Source organism: Halorubrum zhoui (assembly GCF_051194155.1).
Taxonomy (GTDB): Archaea; Halobacteriota; Halobacteria; order Halobacteriales; family Haloferacaceae; genus Halorubrum.
Window position 1 is genome coordinate 1 of record NZ_JBLZNJ010000006.1, and the last position, 20,062, is coordinate 20,062.

The 20,062-nt window shown below is 68.3% G+C and carries 20 protein-coding genes; 5 read left to right on the forward strand and 15 right to left on the reverse strand.

What is annotated here, in order from left to right; all coding sequences use genetic code 11:
* A partial coding sequence (tnpA, locus tag ACNTAO_RS09735; protein WP_435161814.1) for an IS200/IS605 family transposase occupies positions 1-206 on the reverse strand: 206 nt, incomplete at its 3' end.
* A 206-nt stretch (positions 207-412) separates the two neighbouring features.
* Entirely contained in the window at positions 413-937 is a 525-nt protein-coding gene (locus ACNTAO_RS09740; protein ID WP_435161815.1) for a DUF7523 family protein, read from the reverse strand.
* A gap of 123 nt (positions 938-1,060) precedes the next feature.
* On the opposite strand from ACNTAO_RS09740, the gene ACNTAO_RS09745 reads away from it, so the two are divergent.
* The 3 genes from ACNTAO_RS09745 (at position 1,061) to ACNTAO_RS09755 (ending at position 5,783) form a co-directional block, all read left to right on the forward strand.
* Entirely contained in the window at positions 1,061-1,930 is an 870-nt protein-coding gene (locus tag ACNTAO_RS09745; protein ID WP_435161816.1) for a CbiX/SirB N-terminal domain-containing protein, read from the forward strand.
* A gap of 3 nt (positions 1,931-1,933) precedes the next feature.
* Complete coding sequence (locus ACNTAO_RS09750) at positions 1,934-3,109, forward strand: DR2241 family protein (RefSeq protein WP_435161817.1); 1,176 nt, start codon at positions 1,934-1,936, stop codon at positions 3,107-3,109.
* Positions 3,110-3,188: 79 nt separating this feature from the next.
* Positions 3,189-5,783 carry a DNA topoisomerase I gene (locus ACNTAO_RS09755; protein WP_435161818.1) on the forward strand — a complete coding sequence of 865 codons (2,595 nt, stop codon included), beginning with the start codon at positions 3,189-3,191 and terminating at the stop codon, positions 5,781-5,783.
* Positions 5,784-5,789: 6 nt separating this feature from the next.
* Here the strand turns inward: ACNTAO_RS09755 and ACNTAO_RS09760 are convergent, their stop codons facing one another.
* From ACNTAO_RS09760 to ACNTAO_RS09770, 3 genes are all read right to left on the reverse strand, one after another.
* Entirely contained in the window at positions 5,790-6,143 is a 354-nt protein-coding gene (locus tag ACNTAO_RS09760; RefSeq protein WP_435161819.1) for a DUF192 domain-containing protein, read from the reverse strand.
* Between the two features lie 57 nt (positions 6,144-6,200).
* A complete protein-coding gene (locus tag ACNTAO_RS09765) occupies positions 6,201-7,271 on the reverse strand; it encodes a succinylglutamate desuccinylase/aspartoacylase family protein (protein WP_435161820.1) in 1,071 nt (356 codons plus the stop codon).
* 144 nt (positions 7,272-7,415) lie between these two features.
* Complete coding sequence (locus tag ACNTAO_RS09770) at positions 7,416-8,807, reverse strand: M28 family peptidase (RefSeq protein ID WP_435161821.1); 1,392 nt, start codon at positions 8,805-8,807, stop codon at positions 7,416-7,418.
* Positions 8,808-8,932: 125 nt separating this feature from the next.
* Between ACNTAO_RS09770 and ACNTAO_RS09775 the strand changes: the two genes are divergently transcribed.
* Positions 8,933-9,319 carry a PLD nuclease N-terminal domain-containing protein gene (locus tag ACNTAO_RS09775; protein WP_435161822.1) on the forward strand — a complete coding sequence of 129 codons (387 nt, stop codon included), beginning with the start codon at positions 8,933-8,935 and terminating at the stop codon, positions 9,317-9,319.
* Between the two features lie 15 nt (positions 9,320-9,334).
* Here ACNTAO_RS09775 and ACNTAO_RS09780 read toward each other — a convergent pair whose 3' ends face one another.
* From ACNTAO_RS09780 to ahaH, 10 genes are all read right to left on the reverse strand, one after another.
* Positions 9,335-9,724: a DUF6276 family protein gene (locus ACNTAO_RS09780; protein WP_435161823.1), complete on the reverse strand. Its 390-nt coding sequence runs from the start codon at positions 9,722-9,724 to the stop codon at positions 9,335-9,337.
* Between the two features lie 25 nt (positions 9,725-9,749).
* Positions 9,750-10,481: a V-type ATP synthase subunit D gene (locus ACNTAO_RS09785; protein WP_435161824.1), complete on the reverse strand. Its 732-nt coding sequence runs from the start codon at positions 10,479-10,481 to the stop codon at positions 9,750-9,752.
* A 95-nt stretch (positions 10,482-10,576) separates the two neighbouring features.
* Positions 10,577-11,995 (reverse strand): V-type ATP synthase subunit B, encoded by a 1,419-nt coding sequence (locus tag ACNTAO_RS09790; RefSeq protein ID WP_435161825.1) that lies wholly within the window; start codon positions 11,993-11,995, stop codon positions 10,577-10,579.
* A 2-nt stretch (positions 11,996-11,997) separates the two neighbouring features.
* On the reverse strand, positions 11,998-13,770 hold the full coding sequence (locus ACNTAO_RS09795; RefSeq protein ID WP_435161826.1) for a V-type ATP synthase subunit A: 1,773 nt from the start codon (positions 13,768-13,770) through the stop codon (positions 11,998-12,000).
* Position 13,771: 1 nt separating this feature from the next.
* Entirely contained in the window at positions 13,772-14,104 is a 333-nt protein-coding gene (locus tag ACNTAO_RS09800) for a V-type ATP synthase subunit F (RefSeq protein ID WP_435161827.1), read from the reverse strand.
* Positions 14,101-15,147, reverse strand: a complete 1,047-nt coding sequence (locus tag ACNTAO_RS09805; protein ID WP_435161828.1) for a V-type ATP synthase subunit C — start codon at positions 15,145-15,147, stop codon at positions 14,101-14,103. Before ACNTAO_RS09805 ends, ACNTAO_RS09800 begins: the two co-directional genes overlap by 4 nt.
* A complete protein-coding gene (locus tag ACNTAO_RS09810; RefSeq protein WP_435161829.1) occupies positions 15,144-15,719 on the reverse strand; it encodes a V-type ATP synthase subunit E in 576 nt (191 codons plus the stop codon). Before ACNTAO_RS09810 ends, ACNTAO_RS09805 begins: the two co-directional genes overlap by 4 nt.
* Positions 15,720-15,734: 15 nt before the next feature.
* Positions 15,735-15,986, reverse strand: coding sequence for an ATP synthase subunit C-like protein (locus ACNTAO_RS09815; protein ID WP_435161830.1), 252 nt, complete (start codon positions 15,984-15,986; stop codon positions 15,735-15,737).
* Between the two features lie 188 nt (positions 15,987-16,174).
* Positions 16,175-18,340, reverse strand: coding sequence for a V-type ATP synthase subunit I (locus ACNTAO_RS09820; protein WP_435161984.1), 2,166 nt, complete (start codon positions 18,338-18,340; stop codon positions 16,175-16,177).
* Positions 18,341-18,361: 21 nt separating this feature from the next.
* Positions 18,362-18,703 (reverse strand): ATP synthase archaeal subunit H, encoded by a 342-nt coding sequence (ahaH, locus tag ACNTAO_RS09825; RefSeq protein WP_435161831.1) that lies wholly within the window; start codon positions 18,701-18,703, stop codon positions 18,362-18,364.
* 121 nt (positions 18,704-18,824) lie between these two features.
* Between ahaH and ACNTAO_RS09830 the strand changes: the two genes are divergently transcribed.
* On the forward strand, positions 18,825-20,057 hold the full coding sequence (locus ACNTAO_RS09830) for a nucleotide-binding protein (RefSeq protein WP_435161832.1): 1,233 nt from the start codon (positions 18,825-18,827) through the stop codon (positions 20,055-20,057).
* Positions 20,058-20,062 lie beyond the last annotated feature (5 nt).

Genomic DNA, 20,062 nt, shown 5'->3' on the forward strand with positions numbered 1-20,062 from the left:
GCTTCAATGAACAGGTGTACGTGGTCGGGACGGACCGTAAGCGCCAGTACTTCGAGGCCGAGTTCGTCGGCTTTCTCTTGGATGAGTGCTTCGAGTCGGTCCTTTGCCTCGCCAGTGAGTACCGATTTGCGGTACTTCGGGCACCAGATGAAGTGGTAGTGCAAGCGGTGGACCGAGGTCCGCTCTTTGCTATACCCGCGAGGCATTGGCAGTATATAGATGTGCCACACAAATAAGTGTATTACATCCATTGAGACCCCGGTCGGGCCATCGTCGGCGGTTGTGGCCAATTCATCCGCTCAGACCCACCCGTGAACGGGTGGGGTTCCGCTCGATTAAGTCTCATTCATTCGGCGGCACCGAGCCCAGACGGCCCGCGACGCCGGCCGAAGACGGCTGACGGTCGGGCGCGCTACGTCGTCGCGTCCGTCGGGACGCGCTCGAGTGTCGCCTCGACAGTTCGCAGTGCGGTCGCGCCGTCTCGCCGAGACACCACGACGAGGAGGGTGTCTCCGGCGACGCCCGCGGCCGCGACGGAGACGTCGACGGCGACGAGCGCGTCGAGTATCGCCGCGAGCGTTCGGGCACCCACGTCGCCGGTGACGAGGAGTGCGGTGTCGTCGCCCGCGTCCGCGATCGCGGCGGTACCGACTCGGAGCAAGACGTCGGCGTCTTCTGGCGTGGCCGAGGGCCCGTCGACGACGCCGACGCCACTCCGCATCGAGACGCTCGCTTCGTGCGTGGCGGCCGCGTACGCGGGGAGGTCGTCCCGGAAGCGCCGGAGCGCGGCCGCGACCGCCTCCTCGTCGCCGTCGAGTCCGGCCGTCGAGGTGAGCCACGCTGCGGCGGCGGCGTAGTTCACCACGCCTGCACGGAGCGCGTCGAGGAGAAACGGCCGGGCACGAACCGCCTCGCGGGTGTCCGCTGCGAGCGACATGCCCCCCGGTGCGGCTGGGACGCTAATGGTCGTTTCGCTCCGCGCGTCGCGGTGGAAGGCGAGACGTTCGCAGGGTGTGACTCCTGTCGAAGTCGATAAAAGCGCCGCCGCCCGAACAACGGTATGCAGTCGCTCGTCATCGTCGCGCACGGCTCACACCTGAACCCCGACTCGAGCGCGCCGACGTACGCACACGCCGACACGATCCGCGCGGCCGGCGCGTTCGACGAGGTGCGCACCGGCTTCTGGAAAGAAGAGCCACACTTTCGCGAGGTGCTCCGCACCGTCGAGGGCGACGACGTGTACGTCGTCCCGTTGTTCGTCTCGGAGGGATACTTCACCGAGCAGGTGATCCCCCGCGAGCTGCGGCTCGACGACTGGGACGTCACGGCGTGGGACTCCGACGGCCTCTCGGCGGACCAAGCCACGCTCGTCGCCGAAGACATCGAGCGGGAGGTCCACTACTGCGGTCCGGTGGGAACCCACGAGGCGATGACCGACGTGATCGTTCGCCGGGCCGAGTCGGTCACCGGCGACCCCGACGTCGGCGAGGGGGTCGGTCTCGCGGTCGTCGGACACGGCACCGAACGCAACGAGAACTCCGCGAAGGCGATCGAGTACCACGCCGACCGGATCCGCGACCGCGACCGGTTCGACGAGGTCCGCGCGCTCTACATGGACGAAGACCCCGAAGTCGACGACCTCCCCGACTTCTTCGAGAGCGACGACGTCGTGCTCGTCCCGCTGTTCATCGCCGACGGCTACCACACCCAAGAAGACATCCCCGAGGACGTCGGGCTCTGTGCGGACTACACCGACGGGTACGACGTGCCGACGGTCGTCGACGACACCCGCGTCTGGTACGCGGGGGCGGTCGGAACCGAGCCGCTCATGGCCGACGTGGTGCTCGAACGCGCCGCCGACGCGGGCGCCGACCTCGGGAGTGCCCTCGAGGACGTGCGCCAGACCACCCGCGTCGCCACGGGGGACTGAGTCGTGGACGACACCGCCACACCGTCGTCGACGTCGATCCCGGCGATCGACCTCCCGAGCGAGGCGTTCGATGCGGTGCTCGACGAGCTCGCGACGCGTGACCCGGGCGAGCCGCTCCGGTTCGAAGGGTTCACCGTCGAGACCGAGACGAGCAACGGCGACGCGACGACGTATCGGCTCGACCCGGCCGGCGACGAGCCGCAGACCGGTCTATCGGAGGCCGCACTCCACGAGGCGCTCGACGCCCGCGCGCCGGCGGTGACGGACTGGTACGCGTTCGAGCGCGCCGTCGGCGAGTTCGGCCCGAGACGGGCGTTCCTCCGCTGGATCGAAGACGCCGACGGCGAGACGGTCGCGACCCGTTACGCCGCGCTCGCCGAGGGGATCACCCGCGCGTGGGGCGAGCTACGGATCACGGCGACGGTCACCGACCGGGGCGCGCGGCGATACGACGTGCGCCACGTCGACGACGCCGGAACCCCGGTCGGAGACCTCGACCGGTACGACGACCCGCTCGACGCCCGCGACCTGGTGACGACCGACGCGGCGGGGCGGTACCGCCCGCTCAAGACTGCACCGACGCTCGCGGCCGGGTGGGTCTTCGCCGACCTCGGGCCGCACGACGCGTACGAGACGGTGGAGACGATCTACCCAGCGACCGTGGCCAACTGGCACCGCGAGCGGGAGGGCGACCTCGACGTGAGCCACTGGCGTGAGACGATGGCGCGGCAGTCGGGCATCTACGGCGTGGTGAAGACGTGGGACCGCGGCGAGGGATACGAGCACGTCAACTGGGTCGCCGAGTCGTGTTGTGCCGACTCACAGTGTCTCAAACGGCGCGAGTGGGAGTACGACGAAGAGACCGACCTCGACGTCGACGGCGGCGACGGCGTCTTTCCGTGTCGGGAGCCCTGCTCGCTCGTCGTCTCGGCGGCGCGCAAGTGGACCCGCCTCGAGAGCGAACAGCCGCGCTCGTACACCTTCGAGCTCACACCGAGCGAGAAAGAACAGCTCGAGACCATAGTCGACGCGGTCGCAGACGGCCGAGCAGACGAGATCCGCGAGGCCGACGTGAAAGACGGGGCGAACCGGTTCCGGGCGCGGTTCCTGCGGGCGAAGCGATTCGACGACAATGGGACCCTCTGTGGGGTGGCAACCGACCCGGACGACGCCGAGTGAGTCCCCGTCGATCGCGACGCCGGCGGTCGATTCGGTCCGCGCGAAAGCTTTAGACCGAAGAGCGGCGTACCCCTCTCCGATGAGTCGCGGTCCCGAGGTCATCGTCACGGAGAAGGACAACGCCGCCCGGCGGATCGCCGAGATCCTGAGCGACGGCAGCGCGTCCACCGAGCAGGTCGTCGGCGTCACCGTCTACCGCTGGGGCGGAAACCGGTGTATCGGGCTCTCGGGACACGTCGTCGGCGTCGACTTCCCGTCGGAGTACAGCGACTGGCGCGACGTTGAGCCGGTCGAACTGATCGACGCGCCGGTCGAAAAGACGCCGACACAGGAGGGGATCGTCGCCGCGCTTCGGACGCTCGCGCGAAACGCCTCGCAGGTCACCATCGCCACCGACTACGACCGCGAGGGCGAACTGATAGGCAAAGAGGCGTACGAACTCGTCCGCGAGGTCAACGAGGACGCCCCGATAGACCGGGTGCGGTTCTCGTCTATCACCGAGCGGGAGGTGACGGACGCGTTCGCCAACCCAGACGGCCTCGACTTCGACCTCGCCGCCGCCGGCGAGGCCAGACAGGTGATCGACCTGACGTGGGGAGCCGCCCTCACGCGGTTTCTCTCGCTTTCGGCCCGCCAGCTCGGGACCGACTTCATCTCCGTGGGGCGGGTCCAGGGACCGACCCTCAAACTGATCGTCGACCGAGAGCGCGAAATCCGCGCGTTCGACCCCGAGTCGTACTGGGAGCTGTCTGGAGCCCTCTCGAAGACCGACGGTGACCCGTTCGAGGCACAGTACTTCTTGAAGACCGACAGGGGGACCGAGGCGACCCGAGTCTGGGACGAGGCCGTCGCGGACACGCTCACCGAGGCGTTCGCCGCCACGGACGAGGCCGTCGTCGACGACGTCAGCCGACGAACGCAGACGGACGAGCCGCCGACGCCGTTCAACACCACCGCGTACATCCGTGCGGCCGGCTCGCTCGGCTACGGTGCCCAGCGCGCGATGTCGATAGCCGAGGACCTGTACACTGCCGGCTACGTCACCTACCCGCGAACCGACAACACGGTGTACCCGGACGACCTCGACCCGCGCGAGCTGCTCGAGTCGCTCGCCGCGTCCTCGCGGTTCGGTGACGACGCCACGTCGCTGCTCGACGCCGAGCCGATCGAGCCGACCGCGGGCGACGAGGAGACGACGGACCACCCGCCGATACACCCGACCGGCGACCTGCCGGGCGCGAGCGCCCTCTCTGAGGACGAGTGGACCGTGTACGAGCTGATCGTCAGGCGGTTTTTCGCGACGTGTGCGCCGGCAGCCGAGTGGGAGCGGCTGCGCGTCGTCGCGCTCGCAGACGGCGAGGCGACGGCGATAGCCGAGACGGCGGACCCGGTCGACGCGCTTCGGACCCCCGAGGAGGCCGACGGGACGCCCTCGCTCGCTGCCGACGGCGGACTTCGGCTGAAGGCGAACGGCAAGCGGCTGCTCGCGCCGGGCTACCACGCGGTGTACCCGTACCGCTCCAGCGACGAGCGGATCGTCCCGGACGTGACGGAAGGCGAGACGCTGACGCTAACGGAACGGCACACGGCCGCCAAGGAGACCCAGCCCCCGCGCCGCTACGGCCAGTCGCGACTGATAGAGGAGATGGAGGCCCGCGGAGTGGGAACGAAAGCGACCCGCCACCGGACCCTCGAGAAGCTGTACGACCGCGGCTACGTCGAGAGCGACCCGCCGCGACCGACCCGGCTGGCGGAGGCCGTCGTCGAGGCCGCAGAGGACTTCGCCGCACACGTGGTCTCCGAGGAGATGACCGCACAGCTCGAACGGGACATGCAGGCGATAGCCGCCGGCGAGAAGGCGTACGACGAGGTGACCGCCGCCTCTCGGGAGCTGCTCGAGACCGTCTTCGACGACCTCACCGACTCCCGCGAGGCGATCGGTGATCAGCTTCGGCGCTCACTCAAAGCCGACAAGACGCTCGGACCGTGTCCCGAGTGCGGCGCCGACCTGCTCGTTCGGCAGTCGCGGGGCGGCTCGTACTTCGTCGGCTGTGACGGCTACCCGGCGTGTGAGTACACGCTGCCGCTCCCCTCGACGGGGAAACCGCTGATCCTCGAAGAGACGTGTTCGACACACGACCTCCACCGCGTGAAGATGCTCGCCGGCCGGAAGACGTTCGTGCACGGCTGCCCGCGGTGTAAAGCTGACGAGGCCGACGAGACCGACGACCGGGTGATCGGCGCGTGTCCCGAGTGTGGCGAGGAGGCCGGCGGAGAGCTCGCGATCAAACGGCTCCGGTCGGGCTCGCGGCTCGTCGGATGCACCCGCTACCCGGCGTGTGAGTACTCGTTGCCGTTACCGCGTCGCGGCGAGGTCGAGGTGACAGACGAGCGCTGTGCGGAACACGACCTGCCACACCTGCGGATTCGAAGCGGTGACGAGCCCTGGGAGCTCGGGTGTCCGATCTGTAACTACCGCGAGTTTCAGGCGCGTGAGGCGGGCTCGACGCTCCAGACGATCGACGGCATCGGCGAGAAGACCGCCGAGAAGCTCGAGGCGGCCGGCATCGACGGCGTCGAAGAGCTGAAGTCGGCAGATCCGGACGAGCTCGCCGGCGACGTCGACGGCGTCGGTGCCGACACCGTCCGCGACTGGCAGGCGAACGCGGACTGAGCCGGCTCACCGTGAGAGCCGAACCTCGTCGCCGACGGCGACGTCGGCGGCCCCGCCGGCCGGAAGCTCGACTACCGTGTCCGCCTCTCCACGACCAATACCGACGAACGGCGCGAGCCGCTGTACTGCCGTCACCCGGTCGTCGACGAGCCACAAGGCGTCGATGGCGAACGGGACGAACAGCATGTGGAGCGTCCGGACGTCGGTCGCGTCGAACGGAAACACGAGCGCGTAGTCGGCCGGCATCGAGCGTCGAAACATCAGCCCGCGGGCCTGGGCGAGTCGCGACTGCGCGACCGAGACCTCGGTAGCGAGCGTACACGGCGTGGCGTCGTCGGGCGACCGGTGACGGAGCTGCACGACCCGAGCGAACGTTGGCGGGTGGTAAATACCCGACGGCGTGACGCCCCCAAGCGCTCACGTCAACTCGACGAGAAGCGGGTCGTCGTCGGGGATCGCGAGGTCGAACAGCGGGTCGTTTCTGTACACCGCCGCCCGCTCGCGGCGGCTGAGGACGACCCCATCGTGTGGCGCCGTCACCGTCGTCTGGACCGCGCCGTGGGCGTCGACCACGTCGGCGACGGGGTCACCGGCCGTGAGGTGGGATCCCTCGGTGACGCGATAGCGCACGATTCCCGCGACGGGCGCGTGCGGGCCGACGAATCGCTTGTGGTCGGTCTCAAGCGCAAGCTCGAACCGCGCGGCTGGCGTCACCGGCTCGGCGACCATCTCGAGGGCGGCAAACACGTTCCACAGCCCGTCGACGGCCGCCGCAGCGACGTCGCGCTCGACGACGAGCCGCCCACCGAGTTCGGGCGTGAACGCCGGGATGCCGTCCGCGACTGCCGCCCCGGCAAGCGCGTAGTCGAGTTCGCGCGCGGCGGTCGTCGCCGCGTCGAACTGGGTGACAACGGGCAGTCCGAACGCGTCTGTCAGCGCCGCGATGTCGTCGCGAAGCGCGATCGCCGCCGAGGTGTCCCGGTCGGTCCCGTACGGAACCCGCGGCCGGATCGTGTACGGGTGCGTCGCGACCCAGGAGGTGTGCAGCGCGACGAGCGCGTCGGCCGTCTCGCGGATGTCCTCGTAGATGCGCTCGCAGATCTGGTGTTGGACGCGTGGGGGATCCCCGGACGGCGACGGCTCGCGACCGAAGTACCGGTTGGGGTCGTCGTCGTGGTACGAGGCGGTCCGACGGTTTCGCCGAAACCCGTCGGGGTTCATCACCGGAAGACACACCACCCGCCCCGCGAGCGCGTCGACGTCGATCCGATCGACGACGTCGTGAGCGACGACCGTCCCCGTCGGTTCGTCGCCGTGGATGCCGGCCGTGACCCACACCGTCGGGCCGGTCGCCGCGCCGTTCACCACGATCACCGGGAGACGGACGTCACCGCCGACCGGCAGCTCGGCGACGTGACGTGACCCGGTCGCCCGCTCACCCGGCTCGGCGACGGCCGTGCCGACGACCAGTGCGTCGTCGGCCGTCATCGCGTCACCCTCCGGTCGTCAGGTCGGCTTCGAGGTCGGTATCGAGAGCACACGGTGGGCGTGAGATAGCGACCCGACGACATCAACCCAGGGGGTCGAACGGACCCAGTCGCCCTCGGGACGCTGCCCCAGCGAGTGGCCGCTTCACGACAGCTCGTCCGCCCACGGCCAGGGACGCTCGTCGCCCCACGGCCACGTCCCGGTCGCTCGCATCCCGACGTCGTACCCGCCCTCGATCGCCTCGTCTCTGACCGACTCTGGGTCGCGGCCAGCGACCGCGCGGTCGGCCTCGGCGAGCTTCGCCACGCCCGCTGCACACAACACGGTCAGCTCACGAAGGTCGCGCACGTCGAGTTTGTCGAACGTGTCGCCGTGGGTGTGTCCCCACCCGCGACCGCTCCCGTCGGCGGTCGAGCGGCCTTGGCCGGCAGCGACGCCGCGCTGGACGAACGGCCAGTGGTCACTGTGCGGGCGGAGCCCGTCTTCGACCCGGATCGGCACGTCGAACGCGTCGCTCACCTCCTCGAACGCCTCACCCATGCCGTCGGCGCCGTGCGGGTACACCTCCAAGTTCCGCGAGTACCCCGCTCCGTCGACGTTGAGCACGCACTTCACCGACTCGAGGTCGTGGGTGTGTGACCAGTAGTACGACCCGTACAGCCCGGTCTCTTCGGCGCCGAAGACGACGAGTCGCACTCGTGTCTCCAGGTCGGCGTCGATCGACGCGAGCACGCGGGCGACGCCGACGACGAGCGCGGCCCCGAACCCGTTGTCGTTCGCGCCCGTGCCGACGTCGTGTGCGTCGAGGTGAGCGGTGTACAACACCTCCTCGTCGGTGTCGGGACCGAGCACCGCCTCGACGGTCGTCGACGTCGCCGGCTCGTTGCGGGCCGACACCGAGAGCGTCGCGTCGATGCCGCCGTCGTCGCTCGCCTCGCAGTGGCGGGTGAGTCGTGCACCGAGCTCTTTGCTCAGCCCCACCGCCGGGATCGCTCCCGGGCCGTTCGTCCGTCCGACGTCGCCGGTCGGCGGGAGTGCTCCCTCGATGTGGTTGTAAAACAGGAAGCCCGCCGCCCCCGACTCGGCGGCGTAGTCGTACTTCTCGCTGCGGTGGACCCAGCGGCCGTAGTCGTCGGGCGTGAGACTCGACGCCATCGCGATACACCCAGACAGGTCGAGGCCCTCGAAGTCCTCCGGGAGGCCGTACCCCACGTCGACGAGCTCGCCGGTCACCTCACCGGAGGGCGTCCCTGGGAGCGCGACGAGTTCGTGGCTCCCGTCGAACGTCGTCTGGCGTCCGGCGTGCTCGACGGCCAGCGCCGCCGACTCACGCCACCAGCCGGGGATCGGAAACGAGGTCTCCGTGACCGACGCACAGCCCGCCGTCTCGAGCGCGTCGGCGATCAGCGCCGCGGCCGCCCGCTCGCCCTCGTGACCGGGCATCCGGTCGCCGAGGTCAGAGAGCTCGGCGAGGAGCTCCCAGGCGGTCGAGTCGGTGTACGCCGCGCCCACGGTGGCAGCCGGTAGCGTCGTCATGTCACACCCCACACGCGCAGAGTATATCACTCTGCGGGAGGGGCGCGCGTTCGCCGGAATCGGCGGCCAGCGGCTGGCTCCGGACGCGACCCAGAAGATTATACGCGTCCGCCCGAAGAGGCGGTATGGAGCCGCTCGTCGCCGTCATCCTGATCGGTCTCCCGCTCGCGTGGCTCGTCGCGTTCGCGGCGTACGCCTACCTCGACGCACCGACCCACGGCATGAACCCACGAAAGTGGGCGGTTATCGCGTTCGTCGTGCCGCTGTTCGGCTTCTTCGCGTACCTCTTCGAGCGGTCAGACCGACACGCCGACCCGGCCGACGACGAGTTCACCCGCGGTGCGGTCTTCGAGGTGCACGACTCGAGACGTGGGGAACCTGCGCTCGGACCGAGTGCGAACAGCAGACGTGCCGACGACCGGGCCGACGGTGATGAGACGGCCGACCGAGCGGCCACGAACGAGGAGTCGGCCGACGACGAGTGGAACGACCCGCCCGGCGTCGACCTGTGAGCCGCCGGCGAGACCTCACAACAGGTCGGCGAGCGCAGCCCGACGCCGGGCGAGGTCGAACGGGGCTGCCTCGGCGTCGAGCCGCTCGAGGAAGCCGAAGACGTCGACGCCGCCGCGTTCGGCGTGTTCGACGAGCGTCTCGACCGCGGCTCGGTTGTGTGCGAGCGACTCAAGGAGCCCACAACAGAGCGCGAGCGCGGCCCCGGGCTCACCCGCGGGAAACGCACGGTCGACCGACCCGAAGTCGGCCGTCTCGACGTCGACTGCCGTCGCGTCGGCGGCTGCTGTTGAGCTCGTTCGGAGACAGTGCGTGCAGATCGCCGTCTCCTCGGCCGGCGCGTGCACGCGAAGCGGGGGAGGGACGACGAACGCGACGACGGACGAGCCACAGTGTGGACACGCCATTGTGAACGGTGGGCGTGAGCCCCAGTCAGTCGGCCCGCTCTGTGGACTCCGCCGCGGCCTCGTCGTCGGCTGCGTCCGCATCCTCGTCGGCTGCGTCCGCCTCAGCCTCGGCCGCCTCGTCGTCGGCCTCTTCGGCCTCTTTCTTATCTTTTATTTTCTTCAGCCGAAAGATCTCCTCGCGCTCTTGTTCTTCGAGCTTCTGTTCGATGTACTCCTGATTTTCGTACAGCTGTGGCAACAACGTGAACTCGAGGGCGTTCACGCGGCGCTTCGTGGTCTCGATCTCCGTGAGCATCTTTTTCATCGCCGTCTCCACCTCGGCGGCGAGGATGATCGACTCTAACAGTTCCTCGTAGGCGTCGGCCGCCTCGTCGATCCGCGCCGAGGAGCCGAGGAGGCCGTAGCCGCGCTCGTCGAGGTTCTTTTTGACCTTCGAAGACTCGATCTGCGGGACGACGACGCCCATGATGTTCTTCGAGCGCGTCGTGATCTCGGGGTGTTCTTTCAGCGCCGCGGCCGCGCCACGGACGGCGACGTCGCCCTCCATGGCCCGCGCCATGTCGATCGTGTGCTGGGCGGTCTCGTAGTCGTCTGCCACCTCCGAGCGGACGTCTTGGGCCTGGTCGAGGATGTCCATGAACTCCATGATGAGCCCGTCACGCTTCTGTTCGAGCGTGTCGTGGCCGCGCTCTGAGAGCTCGATCCGGTCTTCTATCGCCATCAGGTTCTTCCGGGTCGGCTTGACGTCCGTTGCCATCGCTTACGGATCTCTTTCAGGCGGGCGTGGTTAATTCTTTCCAGACGAACCAGTCGCTCGATGGGTCGAGACGACGGTTCAAAAAGGCTGCCGGCTCAGTCGTCGGCCTCGACGGCGACGCGCTCCGACTCGTCTTCGCGGTAGTACGTCTCGATGAACTCCTCGTCGATCCGGTTGAGCTCCTCTTTGGGCAGCGTCGAGAGGAGGTCCCACCCGAGCGCGAGCGTGTCTTCGAGCTCGCGGTTCGTCTCGAACCCCTGGTCGACGAACGTCGTCTCGAAGGCGTCCGCGAAGTCGAGGTACTTGTTGTCGCGCGCTGAGAGCGCCTCGCGGCCGACGATGTTCACGAGATCACGCAGGTTCTCACCCTCCGCGTACGCCGCGTACATCTGGTTGGCGACGTCGCTGTGGTCGGCCCGAGTGAGCCCCTCGCCGATCCCGTCGTCCATCAGCCGTGAGAGGCTCGGGAGCACGTTGATCGGTGGCTCGAGCCCCTGGCTGTTCAGGTCGGGGTCGACGTAGATCTGTCCCTCGGTGATGTACCCGGTCAGATCTGGGATCGGGTGGGTGTCGTCGTCGCCAGGCATCGTGAGGATCGGGATCTGTGTCACCGAGCCCTCACGGCCCTGGATCCGACCGGCACGCTCGTACAGCTGTGCCAGGTCGGTGTACATGTACCCGGGGTACCCACGCCGGCCGGGCACCTCCTCGCGGGCCGCGCCGATCTCACGCAGCGCCTCACAGTAGTTCGTCATGTCGGTGAGGATGACGAGGACGTGGTAGTCCTTCTCGAACGCAAGGTACTCGGCGGTCGTAAGCACCATCCGCGGGGTGACCGTCCGCTCGACGGCAGGGTCATCCGCGAGGTTCATGAAGACGACAGAGCGCTCTAAGGCGCCCGTTCGCTCGAAGTCCTCCATGAACTCGTTCGCCTCCTCCTGGGTGATCCCCATCGCACCGAAGATGACGGCGAACTCGGAGCCGTCCTCGTCGTCGCCCTCCTCTTCGGGCACGCTCGCCTGCCTGGCGATCTGCATCGCCAGGTCGCTGTGTGGCTGGCCCGAACTCGAGAAGATCGGGAGCTTCTGGCCGCGAACGAGCGTGTTCATGCCGTCGATGGCGGAGACGCCCGTCTCGATGAACTCCTCGGGGTACTCCCGCGAGTACGGGTTGATCGCCGCGCCGACGATGTCTTGGCGTTCCTCGGGGACGATGTCCGGCCCGTCGTCGATCGGCCGGCCCGACCCGTCGAGCACCCGGCCGAGGAGGTCCTCGGTGACGGGCATCTTCATCGTCTCGCCCAGGAAGCGGACGGACGCGTTCTGGTCGATTCCGGACGTGCCCTCGAACACCTGGATGGCGACGACGCCCTCCGAGGATTCGAGCACCTGTCCGCGCAGCGTCTCGCCCTGGGCCGTCTCGATCTCGACGATCTCGTCGTACCCGATCGCCTCGTCGACCTCGGCGTACACCAGGGGGCCGCTGATCTCGGTGATTGTTTGGTACTCTTTCATGTTCAGTAGAGACTCCGGAGCTCATCTGTGATGTCGGCTTTCAGCTCCTCGATGTACGTCTCGTACTCCTCTTGGACGCCGACCCGGTTGATCTTCGGCGCGGCGTCGATCGCGACGATCTCGTCGACCGGCACGCCGGCGTCGAGCGCGTCGAACGCCTCGTCGTTGAACGTCTGGATCGCCGTCAACAGGAGGTACGTCTTCTCCGGTGGACAGTAGGTGTCGACCGGGTGGAACGCGTTCTGCTGGAGGTACGCTTCACGTAGGTAGCGGGCGACCTCGAGCGTGAGCTGTTGGTCGTCCGGCAGCGCGTCCTTGCCGACCAGCTGGACGATCTCTTGGAGCTCGGTCTCCTCGTCGAGCACGTCGACGGCCCACTGCCGCTTGTCGGGCCAGTCTTCGGCCACGTGCTCTTGGAACCAGGGGTCGAGCTGGGTGCGATACAGCGAGTACGACTCGTTCCAGTTGATCGATGGGAAGTGTCGCCGCTCGGCGAGGTCCGCATCGAGCGCCCAGAACGTCTTGACGATACGCAGGGTGTTCTGGGTGACCGGCTCGGAGAAGTCGCCCCCCGGCGGCGACACCGCACCGATGGCCGAGACTGACCCCTCGGTGCCGTTCACGTTCTCGAAGGAGCCGGCGCGCTCGTAGAACTGTGCGAGGCGGGCGGCGAGGTACGCCGGGTACCCCTCCTCGCCCGGCATCTCCTCGAGCCGCGAGGAGATCTCGCGCATCGCCTCTGCCCACCGCGAGGTGGAGTCGGCCATCAGCGCCACGTCGTACCCCATATCGCGGTAGTACTCGGCGATCGTGATTCCCGTGTAGATACAGGACTCACGCGCGGCGACGGGCATGTTCGAGGTGTTCGCGATGAGCGAGGTGCGGGCCATAAGCGGGTTGCCGTTGGCCGGATCCTCGAGCTCGGGGAAGTCTTCTATCACCTCGGTCATCTCGTTGCCGCGCTCGCCACAGCCGACGTAGACGATGATGTCGGCGTCGGCGTACTTGGCGAGCTGGTGTTGGGTAACCGTCTTGCCCGACCCGAACGGCCCGGGAATCGCGGCGGTTCCGCCCTTCGCGATCGGGAAGAGGCCGTCGAGGATGCGCTGGCCAGACACCAGTGGTGTCCGGGGCGTCTTCTTGCTCGCCGCGGGGCGCGGCTCACGCACCGGCCACTCCTGGTGCATCGAGACCTCGACGCCGGTGTCGAGTTCGACCACGGTCTCCGTCACGTCGAACGACCCCGACTCGACGGCGACGACCTCGGCGGTCTCGTCGGGCCCGAGCGCGTCCGGTGGCACCATGACCTTGTGGTCGATGGTGACCGTCTCTTCGACGACCCCGACCACGTCGCCGCGGCCGACCTCGTCGCCGACCTCGACCGTGGGCTCGAACGCCCACTCGGTCTCGAGGTCGATGCCCGGTGCATCGACCCCACGGTCGAGATACGGGCTGTCCATCTTGCCCTCCAAAACGTCCAGGGGACGCTGTACACCGTCGTAGATGGCGTCCAGCATACCCGGACCGAGGTCGACCGACAGCGGCTCGCCCGTGTTCTCGACGGGTTCGCCGGGGCCGACCCCGGAGGTCTCCTCGTACACCTGAATGGTCGTGACGTTGCCCTCGATCTCGATCACTTCCCCCATGAGTCCTTCGTCGCCAACGTAGACGACGTCGTTCATGCGGGCGTCGAGATCGCGGGCGCTCACGACCGGACCGCTCACGCTCTGGATGACACCGTCGCCGGTGGTCTCCGTGGATTCTGCTTTGCTCATGTTAGTCCTCGTCTTCGTCCATCAGGTCGATCCCGATGGCGCGTTTGATCTGATCGCGGAGCCCGCCGCTGCCGGCGCCGCCGGCGCCGAGCGTCACGAGTACGGGCTCGATGCTCCCCTCGACCCGCTCGCGGGTGCCCCGTGAGAGGTGGTCGAGGTCCGCGTCGTGCATCACGATGATGCCGGTGTCGTCGTCGTCGAGCGTGCGCTCGACGGCGTCGTCGAGCCGCTCGTCTTTTTCGTCGTCCGGCACGTTCTCGAACCGTCTGACGCCGGCCAGCCGGAACCCGGCGGTGAACTCCGGACTGCCGACGACGGCGATCTCCTGGCTCATGTTATCACCAGCTCCGACTCGATCGCGTCGGCCGAGAGCCCGGCCTCCTTGCCGCGGGCGATCGCCCGGATGTTCTCTACCTCGCGTTCTTTCGCGAGGATGTACGAGATCACCGGCGTCACCGACACCGGGTGGATCGTCCCCAGCTTGTCGGCGTACGCCAACAGCGCCGCGTCGGTCGCCTGCTCGAACGCGATCAGGCTGTCTGCCTCCTCGAGCTCGCGCAGCGCCGGACCGAGGTCGTCTGCGTACTGACTTCCAGCAACGTACTCGACGAGCTCGTCGAGGTTCCGCGCGAGGCGGGCCAGCGACGTGCGGGTGAACAGCTGGCCGCCGTCGATGAAGTACTCCGCCGGGTCGATCTCCGCGCCGGAGCGTGCGAGCCGTAAGGCGTTCGCCGCGTTCCGGAAGTCGACCTCGGCTTCGAGAAACGCCTCGTACTGTCGGACGGGCTCACCGCCCGGCAGGCCGGTCAACAGTCGGTCGTAGAAGGCGCGGTCGACGGCGTTTTCCAGCGGGACGAGCACGTCCGACTCCTCGAACGCCGGATACGCCGCCCGTAGCGGCTCGTCGTAGATCGTCTCTTCGGCCGCTTCGACGACGGCTTCGATCGAGTCAGCGTCGAGCAGCCGTCGGATCTGCCGGTCGTCGAACTCACCCGCACGAATGAGGTCCGCCTCGACCGCCTCGCGGCCCGCACCGGTGTACACCCCTCGAATCACGGTCTTCAGGTTCCACGCGTCGAACTTCCGGAGGTATCGGGCGACGAGGTCGTACAGCTCCCCTTCGCTCCACTCGAGGATCGCCTCGAACTGCACCGCGAGGTTCTGGTTCAGCGCGTACTCGACGAGGTCGACGCCGCCGTGTCGACTCCCGAGCGCGTTTATGGCCGACTCGTACGTCGACTCCTCCATGAACCGGGCGATTTCGGCCGGCGACATGCGGACCAACTTGCGGTACTCCTCGTCCCCGTAGAGCTGGCCGCGGCGGGCGCGAACCCGCGCGACGACGTATCCAGGGTTCGAGCTGCCGACGGCACTCATTGGTCGAACAGTCGCTCCGAGACCTGTTTCAACTCGTCATCCCAGACCGATTCGAGGATCGAGTCGAACGTGTTGTTCACGCGGACGCGAGAGGCGTCGCTCTCTGCGACGACACCACCCAAACAGTCGACGGGCTCGCCGACCTCGGCGTTCCGCCCCTCGAGCAGCGACTCGAGGAGGTCGACGTCCGCGGCGCGCGTGGAGACGGTGACCGTCTCGTCGTCGAACTCGGCGAGCGTGGCCTCGAGCAGCGCCTCGGTCAGCTCGCGGCGACGGTCGCCGTCGACGTCAGCTATCGACTCCTCGACGGCGTCGTACACGTCTTCGAGGACGTCGCGACGGGCACCGAGTCGCTCCTGTTTGGCCTCAAGCGTGGCCGACGAGAGGGCCTGTTCGCGCTCTTGTTCGATCTGTCGATCGACCTCGGCGAGCCGCGCTTCGCGGAGTTGCTCGGCGTCTGCTTCCGCCTCGGCGAGTATTTCTTCCGCCTCGGCCTCGGCCGCCTCGCGAATTTCCGTTGCACGCGCGCGGGCTTCGTCTCGAACGTCCTCAACGACGGTTTCCAGACTCATTGTGTGTGAGTCAGATTAGACGATGAACACGACGACGAGCGCGAGAATCACGATCGTCTCGGGAAGAACCGTCAGGATGAGCCCGTTGACGAACAGGTCGTCGTCCTCCGCCATTGCGCCGACGGCTGCCGATCCGATCCCTCGCTCGGCATACCCCGCGGCGAGCGCGGCCAGCCCCACGGCGAGTGCAGCGGCTGCGCTGGGGTCGGTGAGCGTTCCTCCGGTGGACAGTACGGCGTTCCCGAGTGCGTTGGTAGCTTCAAGCATTGGTAGTAGTTGCGGTTGCTCGTCTCCGAACAGTTGCTAGTTGCCCCTAGAAGCGACATAAAGCTTCCCAAAACGACCGACCGGAACCGCCGAGAGACGGCGTCAACGCGCCGAAGAGACCGGAGCCGAGGTGTCTGCAGTGCAGCAGCGAAGCCGGCCTCGAGTCGGAACCGCAGGTCGCCTGTGACCTACTCGTCGGTGGTGTACTGCCGCTCACGGCCGAGTGGCGTGTACGCCTCACCACCGCTGTCGTAGAACTTTCCGAAGAACTCGACGTACTCGAGGCGCACCGCCTGGATGCCGGCCGAGGAGACGCCGAGTAACAACACCACGATGTGACCGACGACCGCGACCACGATTCCACCGACGAGCGCGAGCACGCCGACGAGGCTCGGCTCGAAGGCGGTCGTCATCCCGGCGAAGACGAGTTCGTACGACTCGGGGTGGTCGCGGATGTACGTGAGGTACTCCGGCGAGAAGATGAAGTGGTAACTCCCCTCGCCGCCGTCGTCGATGTACGCGCCGAACGCGAGCAGGTTCACCGCCAGCGCCATTCCGCCCTTCGCGAGCAACACGGCCATGATCCGGGCGTACGAGATGACGTTCACGACGGGCGAGAGCACCTCCGCCAGCTCGGCCGGCTCACCGATGGCGAGCAACACGAAGCCGACGCCGGCGGCGACGAGGCCAGCGATGCCGACGCCCGCCGGGAGTCCCGAGAACGTCACCGCGCCGAGCGTGAGCACCGAGAACGACTCGAAGAGGAAGTCCGGCTTCGGACCGAGGACGTGGCGGCTGAATATCCAGATCCACGCGCCGTTCAACAACAACAGCCACGAGGCGCTCTCGTACACCGCGTGAGCGAGGTCGTGCCGCTGGTAGTTCCCCACGAACGAGAGCACGTACCCGACGTTCAGGTGGAGCGCGCCGAACAGCACGCTGACGACGAGCCACGAGAGGGCCCAGTCGATGTCGGCCGGCGAGAGACCTTTGCCGTCGATCGGCCAGTGGATACCCAGAAGCTGGTACGCGTGGTACCCGAAGACGTCGATTCCGAAGTAGATCCCGAACAAGGTCGTGAAGCCGCCCGCCCACATCGCGACCGCGCCCAGCTCGCGGAGCGTCCCCTCGTATCGGGCGTAGAGGACGTACCCGATGACGGCGTACAGGACGCCGTAGCCGGCGTCGCCGATCATGAATCCGAACATCGCCGGGAACGTCAAGAACACGAGCAACGTCGGGTCGAACTCCGAGTACCGCGGGCGACCGAACCCCTGCACGAGCAGTTCGAAGGGCCCTGCTGCACCCCCGTTGTTCTGGACGACCGGCGGCTCCTCTGTGGGCTCGGTGGCGTGTCCACCGTCGGTTGCCGCCTCGCGGTCGGCGTCCGCGTCGGCACTCGCTCCGACGGGTTCGGTGTGGTGGCTACCGTCGGCGGCGTACGAGGCCTGGTGTAGCTCCTCCACCTCAGCGTGGTCCCCGACCGCGTCGGCGACGGCCGCTTCGAAGTCGGCGACCGTGGCCGTCGGCATCCACCCCTCGGCGACGAACGCGTTCTCGGTGGTCGCGAACGAGAGCGGTGCCTGTTTCTTTTCGGCCTCGATCGCGAGCTGTTCTTCGGCGCGCACGAGGAAGTCGGCCGCTTCCTCGCGAAGCGCCGCCAGCTCCTCGTCGACGCCCGCGATCTCGGCGCGCAGCTCGTCGCGCTCGGCTTCGAGCTCGGCGACGTACGCGTCCGGATCTGTCTCGGCGTCCGGCACCTCGAGGACGGCGATGTCGACCCCGACGAGCGCGTCCTGAAGCGCGCCGTCGCCCGCGTCGTCGGTCTGGGCGGCGAACGCGGCGACGACGTCGTCGCCGGTGAACACGTCGAACGCGGCGACGTCGTCGGCGGCCGCGAGGGCCGTCTCGACCGCGTCAGCGCGCGCCCGTCCGACGACGACCTCGAGCGAGTCGTACCCGTCGAGGAGGTCGAGTGCGATGCCGAGGTCGGCGAACGGCTCGACCCGGTCGATCGCCTCCTGCTGGTCGCGAAGCGACGCGCGGAGCTCGTCTCGACGGTCGGTGAGCTCGTTGACGCGGTCGCGCACCCGCTCGAGTTCTGTCGTCAGCGTCTCGTCGTCGAGCCGGCCGGCGGCACTGACTCTGTCGTCGTCGACGTCGAGGATGCTCTGTAGCGACCGGACCGTCACGAGTCGGTCGTTGACCGTCTCGGCGCCCGAGAGCGACGTGCCGGGTTCGAACCCCTCGTATCGGCCGTCGTAGTCGGTGACGTGGAGCGAGTGGTGGTCGTACGCCGCCTCGATGACGTCGTCGATGACGCGTTTGGCGCCCGTCACCGACACCTTACTCATGCGCTCTGGTCTCAGTCCCATCTACTCCTCCGTGGCGTGGGCCATCACGGCGGCCTCGAACTGGTCGACCGTGTACTCGACGGCGTCGTCGAGGCGCTCGCGGGCGGTCGATTCGAGCGCCTCGCGGTCGGCACGTCCCTCGGCGAGGATCTCCTCGCGGGCGTCCTCGATCTCCTCGCGGGCGTCCGCGAGTCGCGCCTCGGCCTCGGCCGCTGCCTCCTCTTCGGCCTCGGCACGGATCTCGTCGGCGCGCGCCCTCGCTTCGGCGAGGCGCTCGTCGGCGTCCGCTTCCGCCTCCGCGATGATCTCGTCCGCCTCTGTTTCAGCCGCTTTGATCCGGTCGAGCACCTCTGGTCTCGCCATGCTACTGATCGCCTCAACGTCTACGAGCGACGTATAAGGTGTTTGCGGAACCACGTGGCGGTCTCGACGCCGGCCGTCGTACCCGGCTGGATTTAAGTGGTCGTCGCGGGACGCCTGAGGTATGCCTACGGTGTACGCGGTCGCTTCGGCGAAGGGAGGGGTGGGGAAGACGACGACCGCCGCCGGCCTCGCGACGGCACTCGCGGCTGCCGGCGAGTCCGTCGTCGCCGTCGACGGCGACGTCGGCTCGCCCGCGTTGGCCGCCACGCTCGGCGTGGAGCCGGGAGCGACGACGATTCACGACGTGTTGGCCGGGCGGGCAGCGCCGACCACCGCGGTCGTCGACGGACCCGCTGGCCTCCGCGTGGTGCCGGGCGATCCGTCGCTCGAGGCGTTCGCGGCTGCGGACCCGACCGGACTCGAATCGGTCCTGACCGCGTTCGAGGACGCGTCGTCGGTCGTCGTCGACACGAGTGCGGGGCTCACGCACGCCACCGCGAGGGTGCTCGCACTGGCCGACGAGACGCTGCTCGTCACCACCCCCGACCCCCGGTCGGTCACCGCGACCGAGACGACTCGGGTGCTCACGACCCGGCTCGGCGGCCACGTCACCGGTGTCGTGCTCGTCCGCGCAAGCAACGAAATGAAGCGGGTCGACGACGCGGCCGAGGCGGAGCAGGTCGACGACGCGGCCGAGGCGGAGCAGGTCGACGGACTTGAGACGCCGGTGCTCGAACGGATACCGGAGGACCCGGCCGTCGGGGCAGCAGTCGCCGCCGGCGAGTCGTTACTCACGTTCGACCCATCTGCTACAGCGAACCGGGCGTACCAGCGGTTGGCGGCGACGCTGACCGGACGCGAGGTGGACACAACCGACGCTCGGGGCGACGCCGTCGCGGCGGAATCGCCCGGTTCACAGCCGCTGAGTGCACGCCCGTCGGCGGACCCGACACCCTCGACGGCTGAAACGGAACCGGTTGGCGCGGTGACGGGAGCGAATCCGACGGCATCGGCGACCGACGGAGCGGCGTCGGTGGACACGACGGATCCAGCCGCAGCGTCAGCTGACAGCGATGGCCGCGAGCGCTCGGTCGACGACCGCTCCAGCGACCCTCGTGACGGCGGCTCGGACGAGGTGCCGTTCGACGCCAGTGATGCGCCGATGGACGACGCCGGTGGTGCACCGACGGACGGCAATCCCGGCGCTGGACCGGACGACGACGGATCCGGGCCGATGTCGACCGCACTCACCGGTTCGACGGACGCGAGAGCCCCACCCGACGATGAGTCTGGCGGACAAGGAGACGACGACAGTGGACGGGGTGGCTTGTTGTCGCGGCTCTTCGGCCGCTGAGGCGG

Coding starts and splice junctions, on each gene's coding strand:
- ACNTAO_RS09830 (WP_435161832.1), top strand. CDS start 18,825: ATGCCTACGGTGTACGCGGTCGCTTCGGCGAAGGGAGGGGTGGGGAAG.
- ACNTAO_RS09810 (WP_435161829.1), bottom strand. CDS start 15,719: ATGAGTCTGGAAACCGTCGTTGAGGACGTTCGAGACGAAGCCCGCGCG.
- ACNTAO_RS09820 (WP_435161984.1), bottom strand. CDS start 18,340: ATGAGTAAGGTGTCGGTGACGGGCGCCAAACGCGTCATCGACGACGTC.
- ACNTAO_RS09740 (WP_435161815.1), bottom strand. CDS start 937: ATGTCGCTCGCAGCGGACACCCGCGAGGCGGTTCGTGCCCGGCCGTTT.
- ACNTAO_RS09805 (WP_435161828.1), bottom strand. CDS start 15,147: ATGAGTGCCGTCGGCAGCTCGAACCCTGGATACGTCGTCGCGCGGGTT.
- ACNTAO_RS09775 (WP_435161822.1), top strand. CDS start 8,933: ATGGAGCCGCTCGTCGCCGTCATCCTGATCGGTCTCCCGCTCGCGTGG.
- ahaH (WP_435161831.1), bottom strand. CDS start 18,703: ATGGCGAGACCAGAGGTGCTCGACCGGATCAAAGCGGCTGAAACAGAG.
- ACNTAO_RS09785 (WP_435161824.1), bottom strand. CDS start 10,481: ATGGCAACGGACGTCAAGCCGACCCGGAAGAACCTGATGGCGATAGAA.
- ACNTAO_RS09765 (WP_435161820.1), bottom strand. CDS start 7,271: ATGACGGCCGACGACGCACTGGTCGTCGGCACGGCCGTCGCCGAGCCG.
- ACNTAO_RS09770 (WP_435161821.1), bottom strand. CDS start 8,807: ATGACGACGCTACCGGCTGCCACCGTGGGCGCGGCGTACACCGACTCG.
- ACNTAO_RS09780 (WP_435161823.1), bottom strand. CDS start 9,724: ATGGCGTGTCCACACTGTGGCTCGTCCGTCGTCGCGTTCGTCGTCCCT.
- ACNTAO_RS09790 (WP_435161825.1), bottom strand. CDS start 11,995: ATGAAAGAGTACCAAACAATCACCGAGATCAGCGGCCCCCTGGTGTAC.
- ACNTAO_RS09800 (WP_435161827.1), bottom strand. CDS start 14,104: ATGAGCCAGGAGATCGCCGTCGTCGGCAGTCCGGAGTTCACCGCCGGG.
- ACNTAO_RS09795 (WP_435161826.1), bottom strand. CDS start 13,770: ATGAGCAAAGCAGAATCCACGGAGACCACCGGCGACGGTGTCATCCAG.
- ACNTAO_RS09815 (WP_435161830.1), bottom strand. CDS start 15,986: ATGCTTGAAGCTACCAACGCACTCGGGAACGCCGTACTGTCCACCGGA.
- ACNTAO_RS09745 (WP_435161816.1), top strand. CDS start 1,061: ATGCAGTCGCTCGTCATCGTCGCGCACGGCTCACACCTGAACCCCGAC.
- ACNTAO_RS09755 (WP_435161818.1), top strand. CDS start 3,189: ATGAGTCGCGGTCCCGAGGTCATCGTCACGGAGAAGGACAACGCCGCC.